The following is a 14,845-nucleotide window of genomic DNA, read 5'->3' on the forward strand; positions in this document are numbered from 1 at the left end:
GCTTGTGATGTAGAAAGTTGTTATGTCTTTATACCTTAAATGTGAGGAGCATACCATTGACCTTCTCTGCGCTATTGACCAGCTTTGCGGCATCTTCAGCGACTTTATAGCTTAACTGTAAATTCTCTTCACCATGATTGCTGATGGTATTAATATTGGTATTAATGTCAGTACTCACAGCTTGTTGTTGCTCAGCCGCCGCGGAAATCTCGAGCGCAGAATTGGCAATGTCAGTTATTTGGTTATAAATAGTTTCCAGCGCTTCTTGGCTTGCTTGGCTCGCTTGTACACAGTTGTCAGCTCGGTCTTTGGTCGACTGCATGACTTTTGACCAGTTGTGTAATGTATCTTGGATTTCTTTAATCGAGTTATAAATATGGCTGGTAGCATTTTGTGTACGTGATGAAAGTGCGCGTACTTCATCTGCGACAACAGCAAATCCTCGGCCATGTTCGCCTGCGCGTGCGGCTTCAATGGCTGCATTTAATGCGAGTAAATTTGTTTGTTCAGCAATTCCTTCGATTTCGGTCATGACTTGGCCAATTTTATCAGCTTCATTTGCGAGTGTAGTTGCTGTTTGCGCTGCTTCATCAACTTGGTTGGCCAAAGAGCTAACCATACTGGCATTATCAGTCATGGTCGCTTTGATATCATTGCAATGTGCTTGAGTTGTATCGACCTTTGTGGCAGTTTCACTGGTGCTATGAGATATTTCGCCAATTGTTACACTCATTTGAGACATCGCGGTGGCCATAGAGCTCAACCGTTGGCTTTGTGCTTTTATTCCTTGTTCGGTATGACTGGATTTTTCATCTAAGCTGGTGGCAATACCCTTAAAGGTAATGGTGGAATCTTGCATTCGACCCAGCACAGTGCGTAACTTGGCCTGCAGCATACCTTGGTTGTATTTTGCAATGCTAAAAGGGGCATGCCCATCGTAAATATACCGAGAGACGGAATCAAACTCAGCACGCTGTTTGGCCAATTGGGCGGGTGTAACTATAAGCTCATCGTAGTTTATAAAGAGCAATGATAAGAGTAATACACTGGTAATGATTGCGCTAAGCCACCCTGCTTGTAAGGTAAGCAAAATAAGGCTCGATAAAATCGCAAATATACTGATAGTTTGTCGTACTCCGATGTTTTCACGCCAATGCCATACCTGTTTACCCGCATTGATGGCCGTGTATAAGCGTTGTGCCCGTTGCTTTAATTGTTCAGAAGGTTTGACGCGCACAGATTGGTAGCCGACCAATTGGCCTCGTTCAAAAATCGGAGTGACAAAAGCATCGACCCAATAATAGCGACCATCTTTACAACGATTTTTTACGACTCCCCGCCATGAGTGCCCCTCTTTGAGTTTTTCCCACAGTTCTTTAAATGCTGCTTTGGGCATATCAGGGTGGCGCACTATGTTGTGATTTTTCCCTACGAGTTCATCCTCAGAAAACCCAGAAATAGCGCAAAAAGCTTCATTTGCGTACGTTGTTACGCCTCTTAAATCTGTTGTTGATACGAGTTGCTGAGAGTCGTCAAATGTGACCTCTTCATTCGTGATTGATTGCCCTCGACGCATGTTTTTCTCCATAGGGAATACACAGAAATTATGTTAGATTATAGCCAGTTATAACAATAGGTAAAAGTTAGGAATAACAATGAATGAGACAACCCAAACCTATGGCGTATACCAATTTGGTAACGCAGATGCTTTAACCAATATTTCACAGACTCTATCACATCTTGATGCGGAAGATGTTCGAATTAAGGTGATCAGCAGCAGTGTTAATCCAATTGACGTAAAAACGCGAATGGGATTAGGCTTTGTGGCTAAAAATAAAGCACCTGAGGCGTTCATGGCTTTAGGGTATGATGTATTTGGTGTGGTTGAGAGCGTTGGTAAAAATGTCTCTGACGTTCAGGTTGGCCAGCACATTATTGCTATGGCAGGGTTTGCTCATTCGCCTGGGTGTTATTCGACTCATGTTCATGCCAATCAAAGTGAGTTAATTGTTGTTGGTGCGCAAGAAAACCCACGGATTGCCGGTCTATGTTTGGCAGGTTTGACTGCGTGGCAGGCATTACAGAAACTTATGCATCATAAAGACAAGCCATTGTTTATTAATGCGTCAACGGGTGGGGTAGGCCATTTAGCGATTCAAATTGCGAAAATGCTAGACTTTGATGTTGTGGCGCTGAGCGCTCGTGCTTCTCATCAGTTATTACAGGCGCTTGATGTCCGTGTTATGAGTTACGACACGTTTTATGACAGTGCGCAGCATAACTGTTCCTTGCTCGATTTAGTCGGCGGCGAATGTGGTTTGCAATTACTAGAGCATATAAAGAAGGGCAATTCAGTTGTAACGGTACCTACTTTGTCAAAGGATGTGATGTGCACTAAAGCAGAGAGTCTTGGTATTAACGCAAGTGGTCTTGTTGTTAGCGCTAATAGAGCAGACTTAAAAGCGCTATATAGTGCATATCAAACTGGAGAGATTCGAGTTCATGAAGATAAAACATTTTGTTTAGACGATATATCTGGGGCCCATAGTTATATGGAGCAAGGTAACTATTGCGGAAAAATTATAATTACCGCTTGAGTATTTACACAATTGACCCCATTGAGATGACATTGCCCGTATTGGCTTGAGGATACTTTTTTGATTACTACAGAACTTAAAACACGATTAGACACTTTATCTCAGCCTAAGCATAAGCATGCAATTAAAGGCATAAAACGAGGCATTGAGCGCGAGGCGCTAAGAATTAAAGAAAGTGGCAAAATAGCTCAAACTTCGCATCCAGAGGGGGCGGGTCACCCGCTAACGCATAATCGTATTACGACAGATTTCTCTGAGTCATTACTCGAGTTTATTACACCTGCTGGCGAAAATGCAGAAGAGACGTTGGCACAACTTCGCGACTTGCAAAAGTTCACTTTAGAGCATATGGGCGATGAACTGTTGTGGCCGATGAGTATGCCGTGTTTTATTAACGATGAAAATGACATAGCCTTGGCGCAATTCGGCAACTCTAATATTGGCCGTATGAAAACACTGTATCGCGAAGGGTTAAAAAATCGCTACGGTAGCATGATGCAAGCCATTGCCGGTGTGCATTTTAATATGTCGTTTCCAGACTCATTATGGCAAAGCTTACAAGAGCTCCATGATGACAAGCAGCCGAAACAAGCATTTATTTCGGAACAGTACCTTGGTTTGATCCGCAACTTTAAGCGAGAAATGTGGTTGGTGAGCTATTTATTTGGTGCATCACCTTCTTTGTGTAGTTCTTTCTTACAAGGTAATGACAGTGTTTTACCATTTGAAAAAATTGGTAACGGTACGTTATATCTTGAACATGGCACGGCATTGCGTCTTGGCGATCTGGGTTATACCAACAGTGCTCAGTCATCATTGAAAGTGACGTATAACAATTTAGATGAGTATATTGCAGGTTTGCGTTCCGCAATTCATTGTCACTCAGACTTATACGGTGAGTTAACTGATTACAAAAGTGATAACCCAAAACAGTTAAATAAAAATATTTTGCAAATAGAGAATGAATTTTACTCACCTGTTAGGCCAAAGCGCAACAGCAAAAGTGGCGAAACACCTTCTCAAGCATTAGCAAAAGGCGGAATTGAGTACATTGAGATCAGAGCGCTTGATGTTAACCCTTTTGCTGATACCGGTATTGATATTGAGCAGATCCGATTTTTAGATGTATTTTTGACGTATTGCTTATTGAAAGCATCACCAGAAATGGATTGGGATGAACAGCAACTAACGCAGGTCAATTTACAAAATGTGGTGAATCAAGGTAGAAACCCTGATTTAGCGTTGAGGCAAGCATCGCACACAGTGAACATTACTAAATGGGCGATGCAAATATTTACGGATCTTGCGGCGGTTGCAAAATACATGGACAGCGCGTGTGATACGTTAGATTACTCTAATACAATTGCAAAGTTGAGTGCTTGGGTGACAGATAGTTCGCTTACGTATTCAGGTAGATTAATTGGGCTATTGAAAAGTGAACAACAGGATGCTGGTGTGATGGCGCTGTCGCTTGCACACACATATAAAGCAGCGTCAAAGCAGCAGCCATATAGTGTTTATAACGAACAAACACTGCTCAATGAGGCCGCTAAATCTAAAGAAAAAGAGCAAGCAGTCAGCAACGATGACCAGTTGTCTTTTAGCGCTTTTTTAGATGATTATTTTGCTAAAGCGTAGGCAAAAAAAAGCGTAGCTCAAAGGGCTACGCAAATATAAATCAGGGATGAAACAATGCTAAACTTCTGCATTCACAAGGTATGACTCAGCCCTTTCAAAAAAGTTCCAAATTAAAATAAATTTATTTATTTTTCGCATAGCCTAGTATTTATTATCGGCAATTATTGTGAAATCAGCTTTAATGTATTTTTTCTACTATCGTTTTACCATGAGATAAACCTCCACCGCCAGAGTAATTGAGCTTGGCGGATACTTTTCTAGATTCAACTTTGTATTTAACTCGCTGAACGCTAGAAAAATGACTGACTTTGCCATAGCGGTTATTGCCGTCGAAATTATAAAGGGTGTATTCTGACAAAACTGGTTCATAATCGTCTCTGATATCTGGCACAGTCACTCTGTATGCAGCGTTACCAGATATAGCAATGCGCTCCTGCAGTGCTTGCCAAGTTCTATTTTCCGGCAAGCTAATAGATGCGGTTTGTATGATAATACCATTAGAGTGTGTTGACTGGTTGTCGTAGTTACCAAGGCGGCCAATCGCCACTAACTTGTCTGTTAACTGGGTGTTTTTGAGTACCGCATTGTGTTGCCACTAACCGTGGGCTGTCCTGCCATTGGTCGTGATAGAACCTCCGTTTTCAGCATTTATAATCGCGTAATATCGTTCATTGCTTTAATAAGTATTGCCGATAGATAAATCGTTTAAAACGACTCCATATGACTCATTTTCCGTTGATCCCTTTATTAGAACCCGTGATATCAAGTTGTGTTTAATGAGAGCGATATGAGACTAAGGGTATATCAATGGCGACGCCTTGCGGTTGCGAATTGGTTTGCTACAAGGTTATGTGATTCAACACTTTAAGCCCCTGTGATTAAACTGATATTAGAAGAGGTCACTCGTTTTGAGAGATCTCGTTTTTCACCGGTTACTTTAATTCTAGCGTGATGTGAACCACCGACCTCACTGAAGTCGAGGGTGCTTTCAATATTAAATGTACCAGCAGGAATATATACACTCTTATTATTTTGTATTGCAAAGTTAATCGCTGATTGTATTGCATGACTGTCGTCAATGTTGTCATTTGTAATAGCACTAAAAGGTGCGTCAGTAATCGATATAGTGCTGGTGTCAACGGCGAGTGCATTAAGCGAGGTGATACCTAATGCAAATAAGACTATGCTTTTTTCATCTCTATTCCTTTAATGTAATACGATGTATTTTTCAAGAATATTTTGCCTGCTTTTTCAGGTACAATCAATTGATAGGCCCAGAACTATTGACTAGAGAAAAGGGTATTGATTGTGTTTGATGTAGTGTATTTTATGTAGATAAATGATGCTGAGTTTAATATTGGAAGTAAGGTGGAGAAAAACGTAGGGGCAAAAAAAACGCAGCTATAGAAGCTGCGTAAATTGAAATTCAGGGATGAAACAATGCTAAATAACTGCATTCATAAGTTATGACTCACCAAAATCGCAAAAGTTCAATAGGTTTAAAAAAAGATGACAAAAAAACGATTATTTATACCTTTGCTGTTTATATTGGGTGGGTGCGCAACGGCACCACCAAAGCAACCTGATGATTTATGTAAGATTTTTCAGGAAAAAGAAGATTGGTATTATGATGCCAGAGACGCACAAGAAAAGTGGGGAGCCCCAAAGCATGTGTTGATGGCAATGATGTATCAGGAAAGCTCATTTAAACATGATGCGGCTCCGCCAATGGAATACTTTTTATGGATCATTCCAACGGGCAGGGCGAGCTCTGCATATGGTTACTCGCAAGCTAAAACAATGACCTGGGCAGATTATATTCGTGAGTCAGGTAATTCAGGTGCAGACCGAGATGATTTCGAAGATGCCATAGATTTTATGGCATGGTTTGTTTATAAAACCCATAAAGTAAATGGTATTTCTAAGTGGGATGCTTACGCACAATATTTAAATTATCACGATGGTTGGGGCGGCTACAAGCGCGGTACTTATCGTAAGAAAAAATGGTTGATGGCAGTGGCGAATAAAGTGAAACATCGTGCGAGTCGCTATGGCGCACAACTGAAACGCTGTGAAGCAGATTTAGATAAGAACTGGTTTGAGCGTTTATTCTTTTAAAAACAGCTTATAAAAACGTAATGTTAAAGCACCAAATTGATAGTTTGGTGCTTTATTTTTGTATGCTTATTTTGTTGCTGTTCGTTGTTGTGGAAATACTTTGACTTGCTTAATCATGTTTTCTTTAATTTCAATAATTTCAATTGGGTAGCCTGCAATGCGCATTCCGAGCTGTGTTTGCGGAATATCTTCTAAATATTCTACAATTAAGCCGCTGAGTGTTTTTGGCCCTTCAGTTGGCAACTCCCAAGTCATTTCTTTATTAATATCGCGAATATTAGCGGCACCATCAACCAGTACTGAACCGTCGCTTTGTACGTCTACTTCGTCACTTGTCGCGCGTGTCTGCGTGGTTGTAAAGTCACCAACAACTTCTTCAAGAATATCCTCTAGTGTGACCAACCCTTGAATATCACCATACTCATCAACAACTAAGCCAATTCGCTCTTTGCTTTGTTGAAATTTTAGTAACTGCGTATTTAATGAGGTGTTCTCAGGAATATAGTAAATTTCTCTAACGGCACGTAACAATGAAGGCTTATCGAATTGCTCTTTAGTAAGTAGCCTCAGCGCATCTCTGGAGTGAATAAAGCCAACAGCATCGTCGATTTGGTCACGATAAAGCAGTACACGGGTGTGTTGTGCATTGGTGAGTTGCTTAGAGATGTCTTTCCAATCGTCATTTATGTCTATTGCGTTAATTTCATTACGCGGGATCATTATATCCTCAACGGTAACTTGCTCTAAGTCAAGAATGGATGTGAGCATATTTTGGTGATTTGAAGGCAGCAACGCACTTGACTCATTCACCACAGTTTTAAGCTCTTCTTTACTTAGACTATGCGCTTCTATTTGCTGATTTGAGATGCCAAAAATACGTAACATCCCATTAGTTATCCAGTTTACCGCAATAACAAAAGGGAAAAGAACTTTAAGTAAACCCTTAAGAATTATTGAACTGGGAAAAGCGACCTTTTCTGGGTACAGTGCGGCCAATGTTTTTGGCGTTACTTCAGCGAAAATGAGCACCACGAGTGTTAAGACAAATGTGGCAATGGCTATACCCATATCACCATACAGACGAATACCGATGATTGTGGCAACTTGCGCAGCCGCAATATTAACAAGGTTATTACCGATAAGGATCAGGCCGATGAGCCTATCAGGTCGACGTAGTAACTTACTAACACGTTTCGCTGCTTTGTGATTTTGTTTTTCGAGATGGCGTAACCGAATACGGTTAATTGACATGATCCCTGTTTCAGAGCTTGAAAAGTAGCCCGAGATCAAAATAAGCAAACCCAATATTATAAATAGGGTGCTTGTAGATATGTCGTCCAACAGAGGAGTCCTTTTTTTCTTACGAAAGCGTATTAAGCGTTAGCTTGGATTGTTAGTCAAGTTAAAACTTACCAAGTATCACTTCTTGAATGAATCTGCTGCCGAAATAGGCAAGAGTAACCAGCCCTGAAGCGCTGATAATAGTGAACACGATGGGTTTCCCGCGCCAACCCAAATAGTGATGACCAATTGTAACGGCTGTAAATATCGCCCATGAGAGCAGTGACAATACGGTTTTATGTATAAATTCCTTTGCAAACATCCCTTCAAGAAATATAAAACCAGACAATAAAGCCAAAGTAAGTAGCGCAGTACCAACTGTAAGTAATTGATATAATTGACGTTCAACCTGCATAAGAGGCGGCAGGTGACTATGCATGATAGCTAAGTCTTTTTGTTTTAAACGTTTATCAATAAAGAAGAACTGAATGGCGTATAAAGTAGCAATAATAAGCACACAATACGCTAATAACGATAAAGAGATATGTGTGACAAGTCCAATATCGACATTAATTGATTGCATAACAATATGATGAGGTATAAACAAACTGGCTGTTAATAGAAGCGCAGCAAACCCATAGACAACAGGCAGTAACAAGGTTGCCGGGAACTTAAGCGACACAGTGGTAACACTAACAACAATGACCCAGCATGTCAGTAATGCGACGTTGACGGTGCTTAAATCTTGCCCTTCAATGGTAAACACAGAATTCACTAAAACAAGCATATGTGTCAGTATCGCGAGCGTACTGAGTATGATTGTCAATTTATGGCTAGGCCCTTCTTTATGAAAGAGGCGAGATAGCACATGCCCAGTGGCAAGCACATAAAAAACGCTGGCAATAAGAGACAAGCTAACAATCAACATATGATTAAGGCCTAATAATTAATTTTCTTTGATAGGCTATTGTATTTTAAGCCTAGCCGCTTGCATAGAGTTTCTAAAAAGAATCTTTGTCTGCACTTGAATACTGTATTAGTTAAGTGCATATCAGTATAATGCACAGCAATTACGATATATTGGAACCTATACATGTTTGAAAACCTCCAAGAACGCTTAGGTAAAACGTTAAAAAATATCAGTGGCAGAGGCCGCCTTACTGAAGAAAATATAAAAGATACGCTACGAGAAGTGCGTATGGCATTGCTTGAAGCCGATGTTGCTCTGCCCGTTGTTAGAGAGTTTGTTAAACAAGTAAAAGAACGTGCGGTGGGTGTTGAAGTCACAAAAAGTTTAAGCCCAGGCCAAGTCTTTATCAAAATTGTGCGTGAAGAACTAGAAAGCGCGATGGGTGAAGCAAATGAAGAGCTTAATTTAGCGGCTCAGCCTCCAGCGGTCGTAATGATGGCTGGTTTGCAAGGTGCGGGTAAAACAACCAGTGTAGCTAAGCTTGCTAAATTCTTAAAAGAACGTAAAAAGAAATCAGTATTAGTGGTGAGTGCGGATGTATATCGTCCAGCAGCGATAAAACAGCTAGAGACATTGGCAACTGAAGTGGATGTTGAGTTTTTCCCCAGTGATATTTCGCAAAAGCCAGTAGATATTGCAAACAATGCGATAAGCCATGCGAAGAAGAAGTTTATAGATGTTGTGTTAGTTGATACAGCAGGTCGTTTGCATGTTGATACCGACATGATGGGTGAAATTAAAGACCTTCATAATGCAATTACACCAGTAGAAACTTTATTTGTTGTCGATGCGATGACAGGTCAAGATGCGGCAAATACTGCGAAAGCCTTTGGTGAGGCATTACCGCTTACAGGTGTTATTCTGACAAAAACCGACGGTGATGCCCGAGGTGGTGCTGCATTATCTATCCGTCATATTACGGGTAAACCTATTAAGTTTATGGGAGTAGGGGAGAAAACGGATGCACTAGAGCCGTTCCACCCTGACCGTATTGCATCTCGTATTTTGGGGATGGGTGATGTTTTATCACTTATCGAAGAAGTCGAGATGAAAGTTGATAAAGATAAAGCTGCAAAAGTGGCTGAGAAAGTATTTAAAGGCGATGGCTTTACACTGGAAGACTTTGCAGAGCAGCTAAAGCAAATGAAAAACATGGGCGGCATGATGTCGATGTTAGAGAAACTGCCTGGTATGAATAATTTACCAGATGCTGTTAAAGGGCAGGTAGGGGACAAAACGTTCTTACAAATGGAGGCAATTATTAGCTCTATGACGCCTAAAGAGCGAGCTCGTCCAGATATTATTAAAGGTTCACGCAAAAAACGTATAGCTGCAGGTTCAGGCACGCAAGTGCAAGACATTAATAAATTGCTTAAGCAGTTTACCCAAATGCAAAAAATGATGAAAAAAATGAAGGGTAAAGGTGGCATGATGAAAATGATGCGCAACATGAAAGGGATGATGCCGCCGGGAATGATGGGCGGTGGTGGTCCTAAGTTCTAGAGCAAAATATCGCTATTTCTTTGATGAAAATAAAAAAGAGGCAACAGCCTCTTTTTTATTGATTACAAAAGCAGCACCATGTTATGGTTGTTTTTTATCCCCCAGATCAGCATTTAATCTACCTAAGTGTCATTTATCCGCACTTCTTACTTGCATTGTGGCTAAAAACTCGTACAATTCCCCAGCTTCCTATTGTGGGAAGTAAATCTTATTAATGAAAACAGTCAATCTATTCAGAGGACGGTATGGTAACTATTCGTTTGCAACGTGGTGGCGCTAAAAAGCGTCCTTTCTATCAAATTGTGGTTGCGGATAGCCGTTTCTCGCGTGACGGTCGTTTCATCGAGAAAGTAGGTTTCTTTAACCCTATTGCTCAAGGTCAAGAAGAGAAAGTTCGTTTAGACTTAGCCCGTGTTGAACACTGGGTTGGTCAGGGCGCATCTCTAACAGATCGCGTAGCTAAGTTAGTTAAAGACGCTCGTAAAGCGGCTTAATAGGCGTAAGTGTAACCATGAGTCAAGAAAACACCACGATTATTGTAGTAGGTAAGCTTGGTGCTCCTTACGGAATTAAGGGCTGGCTTAAGGTACATTCATTTACTGATGATCCCCAAGGGATCTTCGATTTCAGCCCATGGTTAATAGGGCAACAAGGTAAATGGCAAACCCTTGAAGTGAGCGACTGGCGTCGTCACAACAAGGGCTTTATCGCCAAGTTTGCGCAAGTAAACGACCGAGACGAAGCAATGGCGTATACCAATGCGGAAATTTCAGTTGATTCAGCGCAATTGCCGGAACTTCCTTCTGGGGAGTTTTATTGGCGAGATCTCATTGGCATGTCGGTTGTAACTGATAAAGGTTATGATTTAGGCACCGTTGATGACTTGATGGAGACAGGCTCAAATGACGTTTTGGTTGTGAAAGCAAACAAAAAAGATGCATTTGGTCAATCGGAGCGTTTAATTCCTTTTCTAACTGATTCAGTTATTAAAGAAGTCAAACATGAAGAGAAAAAAATTACTGTTGATTGGGATCCAGGCTTTTAAATGAGTCAGCAAAATCCACTATGGGTAGGAGTGATTTCACTTTTTCCAGAAATGTTTGATGCGATAACCCAACAAGGCGTTACAGGACGTGCAGTTAAAAACGGTTTAATCGATTTTAACTGTTGGAATCCACGAGATTATGCAATAGATAAGCATAGAACCGTAGATGATAGACCTTATGGTGGCGGCCCTGGTATGTTGATGATGGTTCAACCATTACAACAGGCTATTTTAGCTGCAAAATCTGCGGCTGGAGAAGGCGCTAAAGTAATTTATATGTCCCCTCAAGGGCGAAAACTAGATCAACAAGGTGCTGCTCAGTTAGCGGCATCTGAAAAATTGATTTTAGTAGCTGGTCGGTATGAAGGTATAGATGAACGGATCATTGAATCTCTTGTAGATGAAGAATGGTCTATTGGTGATTTTATTCTCAGCGGTGGTGAACTACCCGCCATGACACTTATTGACGCAGTCGCGCGATTAGTGCCTGGTGTATTAGGGCACAACCAGTCAGCTGAGCAAGACTCCTTTTCGGATGGCTTGTTAGATTGCCCTCACTATACTCGGCCAGAAACATTGGACGACAAACAGGTGCCTGCTGTATTGCTCAGTGGAAACCACCAGGCAATTGCGAAATGGCGCTTAAAGCAGTCATTAGGAAGAACCTGGCTACGACGTCCAGACTTGTTGCGTAACCTAGCTCTGACTGAGGAGCAAGCGGCACTACTCGCTGAATTTCAGCATGAGTACCAAGAAGCTTGTGGCTAGAAGACAGTTACACCTAGGAATGTGAGAAATATAATGGCAAAAGTAAACCAAAATATTATTAAAGCGCTTGAAGAAGAGCAGCTTAAAAAAGACGTACCAGTATTCGGTGCTGGTGATACAGTAGTTGTACAGGTACGTGTAAAAGAAGGTAACAAAGAGCGTCTACAGGCTTTTGAAGGTGTTGTAATCGCTAAGCGTAATCGCGGTCTACATTCAGCTTTCACTGTTCGTAAGATCTCGAACGGTGAAGGTGTTGAGCGTGTATTCCAAACGCACAGCCCTCTTATCGATAGCGTTACAGTTAAGCGTCGCGGTGCAGTTCGTCGTGCTAAGCTTTACTACCTACGTGAGCGTTCAGGTAAATCAGCACGTATTAAAGAAAAACTTAATTAATACGCGCGTTTATCACGCTGAAAAAACAGGCCACTCTTTGAGTGGCCTGTTTTGTTTTGTGCGTTATATTTTTATGACGGCTTATTTTATGTCTTTTCTCATGACTTTGTTCCTGATAGACTGTCTGTATTATATATTTTACACTGTAATTTTAAGTTTACACCTATGGATAATGGAATTGATTTACATACATTGAGAGAAGGCATTGATGCCTGTGATACTGAATTAGTGGCATTATTAGCGAAGCGTCGCGCATTGACAGAGCAAGTCGGCATTGTTAAACAACAGACAGGTGCATCTTTACATGCACCTGAACGAGAAGCAGAATTGATCTCTGCAAGGCGACAGCAAGCACAAGAAAGTGGTGTTAATCCTGACTTAATCGAAGATATACTCAGGCGAATGATGCGCGAAGCGTATGAGAATCAACAGAGTAAGCTTGCATGTGCTGCACCTGACCTATCACCCATTGTTATTGTCGGTGGTGAAGGCGCTATGGGCCAACTATTTGCGAAACAGTTTCGCCGTTCTGGCTATGAGGTCCGCATTCTAGATAGACCTCAGCAAGACAACATATCAGAAGTGCTTGAAGGGGCTAAACTGGTATTAATTAGTGTTCCGATTAACGCGCTTGAAGAAGTCGTAGCTGGATTACCTGCATTAGCTGATGATTGCGTATTAGCTGATATAACCTCTATTAAACAAGCCCCTTTGAAGTGTTTGATGAACAAACATAACGGTCCCGTTGTTGGGCTGCATCCAATGTTTGGCCCTGATATTTCTCATTGGGTAAAACAGACCGTTGTTGTATGTGATGGTCGAGTGCCAGAAGCCTATGCTGGGTTTTTAAAGCAATTGGGTGTTTGGGGTTGTCAGTTGGTCAATATTGATGCAAAGAAACATGATCAAGCAATGCAAATAATCCAAGTTATGCGTCACTTAACAACGTTTGTTTATGGTCGGTTTTTAGCAAAACAGTGTCATACGTTGGAAGAGCTAAGAAGCTGTTCTTCCCCAATATATCAACTTGAACTCATGATGGTTGGGCGGTTATTCGCTCAATCTCCTGAGCTTTACTCAGATATAATGCTCGCCCAATACAACGATGTAGAAGGGCTATTAGCGAGTTATCAAGACACTTTTTCCGGAACGTTGGATATGTTGAAAAAAGGTGATAAAGCGGCGCTGATAGATGCATTTGCCGACGCCAAACAGTACTTTTCTAGTTGTGTAACTCAGTTTTTATCGCAAAGTCGTGGCCTATTAAATAAAGCCAACGATTCAAAAGTACTAGATTGACAAATCGAGTTAAAAATAGCGGATTGTCCGCTATTTTTAACCGATAAAATTAAAGGACGTCTACAGCTTGTAAAGATTCACTTTGATAGCACCCTAAAATACGAATAAATTGAGTACACTCTTTGAGTTGTTCTAGTGCTTTTTGCACTTTAGGCTCAGCAGTATTTGCAAGCAAGTCCACATAAAAGACTTCTTCCCACGGATTACCAGGAACCGGCCTGGATTCTAGTTTGACCATATTAATATTGTGAAGCTTAAAAATCATTAATGCGTCAGCCAATGAACCAACTTGCTGTTTTGTTGCCATTATTAAGCTGATTTTTGTTGGGAGCTGTGTTGAAACCTGCAGTGCTTGACGAGCTACAACAATGAAACGACTGTGGTTTTCAGCCTGATTGGCTAAGGCCGTTTTTACAACTTCGAGGCCAACATTTTTACCGGCTTGAGCTGAGGCAATTGCCGCACTGTTTGGCGTTTCTAACGCGCTTTGTATTGCACTGGAAGTTGAGTCACAAGTTTCTTGTTGTAGCTCACCTAAACCTTGCAGGAAGCGACTGCATTGTGCAAATGGCTGGTGATGTGCAAAGATTTTAGTAATATCTTTTAATTCTGTTCCAGGGTTACTTAACAAGCAGTGTTCAACGGTTTGCGTAACTTCACCAACAATGGAGACTTGCGCATGTTGAAGTAAATCGAAAACTTCATTTATACTCCCTGAACTGGTATTTTCAATTGGAAGTAAGCCATAGTCAGCTTTACCTTGTTCAACTTGCTCCGTTATTTTATCGAACGTAGAGCAACCCATTTCTACAATTTTACCCGGCCGACGGCTAAAGTATTTGTGACAGGCTAATTGACTATAAGACCCTTGGCCGCCTAAATATGCGACTCGGTGTGTATCGCCAAGCACTTCTGGGTTTAGGCTTTTTTGCAATAAAGCCTGCTGGTTTAAAACAGAGTCTTCAAGGATGGTTTGAAAAACACTGTTGACATAAAAGGCGTCTAACCCCAGTGATTTACCATAGCTAATTAGTTTTTCTAACAGTGCTTGCTCTCGTTCCTCATCTCGAATAGGTTTGCTGTTCGCAATTTTGTATTCTAATACACTGTGGCTAATACGACGGCGTTTTGCTAGCAGCACCATTAAGTCCGCATCTATTTCATTGATGTCGTGACGAAGTGCATTTAATGTGTTTTCAGTCATAGGTCCTCATTCCCAATGGCAAAAAAAAA

14 protein-coding genes are annotated in these 14,845 nt (G+C 41.2%); 9 read left to right on the top strand and 5 right to left on the bottom strand.

Annotation, left to right across the window (positions count from 1 at the left end; all coding sequences use genetic code 11):
• Positions 1 to 28: 28 nt before the first annotated feature.
• A complete protein-coding gene (locus tag J8L98_RS08700; RefSeq protein ID WP_192506738.1) occupies positions 29 to 1,576 on the bottom strand; it encodes a PAS domain-containing methyl-accepting chemotaxis protein in 1,548 nt (515 codons plus the stop codon).
• A 79-nt stretch (positions 1,577 to 1,655) separates the two neighbouring features.
• On the opposite strand from J8L98_RS08700, the gene J8L98_RS08705 reads away from it, so the two are divergent.
• Positions 1,656 to 2,597: an NADP-dependent oxidoreductase gene (locus tag J8L98_RS08705; protein ID WP_210996107.1), complete on the top strand. Its 942-nt coding sequence runs from the start codon at positions 1,656 to 1,658 to the stop codon at positions 2,595 to 2,597.
• Positions 2,598 to 2,657: 60 nt separating this feature from the next.
• A complete protein-coding gene (gene gshA / locus J8L98_RS08710) occupies positions 2,658 to 4,235 on the top strand; it encodes a glutamate--cysteine ligase (RefSeq protein ID WP_210996108.1) in 1,578 nt (525 codons plus the stop codon).
• A gap of 178 nt (positions 4,236 to 4,413) precedes the next feature.
• On the opposite strand, the gene J8L98_RS08715 is transcribed toward gshA, so the two are convergent.
• Positions 4,414 to 4,782 carry a hypothetical protein gene (locus tag J8L98_RS08715; protein ID WP_210996109.1) on the bottom strand — a complete coding sequence of 123 codons (369 nt, stop codon included), beginning with the start codon at positions 4,780 to 4,782 and terminating at the stop codon, positions 4,414 to 4,416.
• Positions 4,783 to 5,744: 962 nt separating this feature from the next.
• On the opposite strand from J8L98_RS08715, the gene J8L98_RS08725 reads away from it, so the two are divergent.
• Positions 5,745 to 6,353, top strand: coding sequence for a transglycosylase SLT domain-containing protein (locus J8L98_RS08725; protein ID WP_192506748.1), 609 nt, complete (start codon positions 5,745 to 5,747; stop codon positions 6,351 to 6,353).
• 66 nt (positions 6,354 to 6,419) lie between these two features.
• Here J8L98_RS08725 and J8L98_RS08730 read toward each other — a convergent pair whose 3' ends face one another.
• Together J8L98_RS08730 and ccsA are read right to left on the bottom strand one after the other, a co-directional pair.
• Positions 6,420 to 7,694 carry a CNNM domain-containing protein gene (locus tag J8L98_RS08730; RefSeq protein WP_210996110.1) on the bottom strand — a complete coding sequence of 425 codons (1,275 nt, stop codon included), beginning with the start codon at positions 7,692 to 7,694 and terminating at the stop codon, positions 6,420 to 6,422.
• Between the two features lie 61 nt (positions 7,695 to 7,755).
• Positions 7,756 to 8,562, bottom strand: a complete 807-nt coding sequence (gene ccsA / locus J8L98_RS08735; protein WP_210996111.1) for a cytochrome c biogenesis protein CcsA — start codon at positions 8,560 to 8,562, stop codon at positions 7,756 to 7,758.
• A 165-nt stretch (positions 8,563 to 8,727) separates the two neighbouring features.
• Here ccsA and ffh point away from each other — a divergent pair, with 165 nt between their 5' ends.
• The 6 genes from ffh (at position 8,728) to tyrA (ending at position 13,612) form a co-directional block, all read left to right on the top strand.
• The gene (ffh, locus tag J8L98_RS08740) at positions 8,728 to 10,107 is read left to right on the top strand and encodes a signal recognition particle protein (RefSeq protein WP_210996112.1); all 1,380 of its coding nucleotides are present in this window, start codon (positions 8,728 to 8,730) and stop codon (positions 10,105 to 10,107) included.
• A 245-nt stretch (positions 10,108 to 10,352) separates the two neighbouring features.
• A complete protein-coding gene (gene rpsP / locus J8L98_RS08745) occupies positions 10,353 to 10,601 on the top strand; it encodes a 30S ribosomal protein S16 (protein ID WP_138589647.1) in 249 nt (82 codons plus the stop codon).
• A gap of 17 nt (positions 10,602 to 10,618) precedes the next feature.
• Positions 10,619 to 11,152: a ribosome maturation factor RimM gene (gene rimM, locus J8L98_RS08750; protein ID WP_192506752.1), complete on the top strand. Its 534-nt coding sequence runs from the start codon at positions 10,619 to 10,621 to the stop codon at positions 11,150 to 11,152.
• Positions 11,153 to 11,920: a tRNA (guanosine(37)-N1)-methyltransferase TrmD gene (trmD, locus tag J8L98_RS08755; protein ID WP_192506753.1), complete on the top strand. Its 768-nt coding sequence runs from the start codon at positions 11,153 to 11,155 to the stop codon at positions 11,918 to 11,920.
• Positions 11,921 to 11,953: 33 nt separating this feature from the next.
• Positions 11,954 to 12,313 carry a 50S ribosomal protein L19 gene (gene rplS, locus J8L98_RS08760; protein ID WP_010362248.1) on the top strand — a complete coding sequence of 120 codons (360 nt, stop codon included), beginning with the start codon at positions 11,954 to 11,956 and terminating at the stop codon, positions 12,311 to 12,313.
• A 165-nt stretch (positions 12,314 to 12,478) separates the two neighbouring features.
• The gene (gene tyrA, locus J8L98_RS08765) at positions 12,479 to 13,612 is read left to right on the top strand and encodes a bifunctional chorismate mutase/prephenate dehydrogenase (RefSeq protein ID WP_210996113.1); all 1,134 of its coding nucleotides are present in this window, start codon (positions 12,479 to 12,481) and stop codon (positions 13,610 to 13,612) included.
• A gap of 49 nt (positions 13,613 to 13,661) precedes the next feature.
• Here the strand turns inward: tyrA and J8L98_RS08770 are convergent, their stop codons facing one another.
• Positions 13,662 to 14,816, bottom strand: a complete 1,155-nt coding sequence (locus tag J8L98_RS08770; RefSeq protein ID WP_210996114.1) for a chorismate mutase — start codon at positions 14,814 to 14,816, stop codon at positions 13,662 to 13,664.
• Between the last annotated feature and the right edge of the window lie 29 nt (positions 14,817 to 14,845).

Source organism: Pseudoalteromonas sp. MMG013 (assembly GCF_018100885.1).
GTDB lineage: Bacteria > Pseudomonadota > Gammaproteobacteria > Enterobacterales > Alteromonadaceae > Pseudoalteromonas > Pseudoalteromonas aurantia.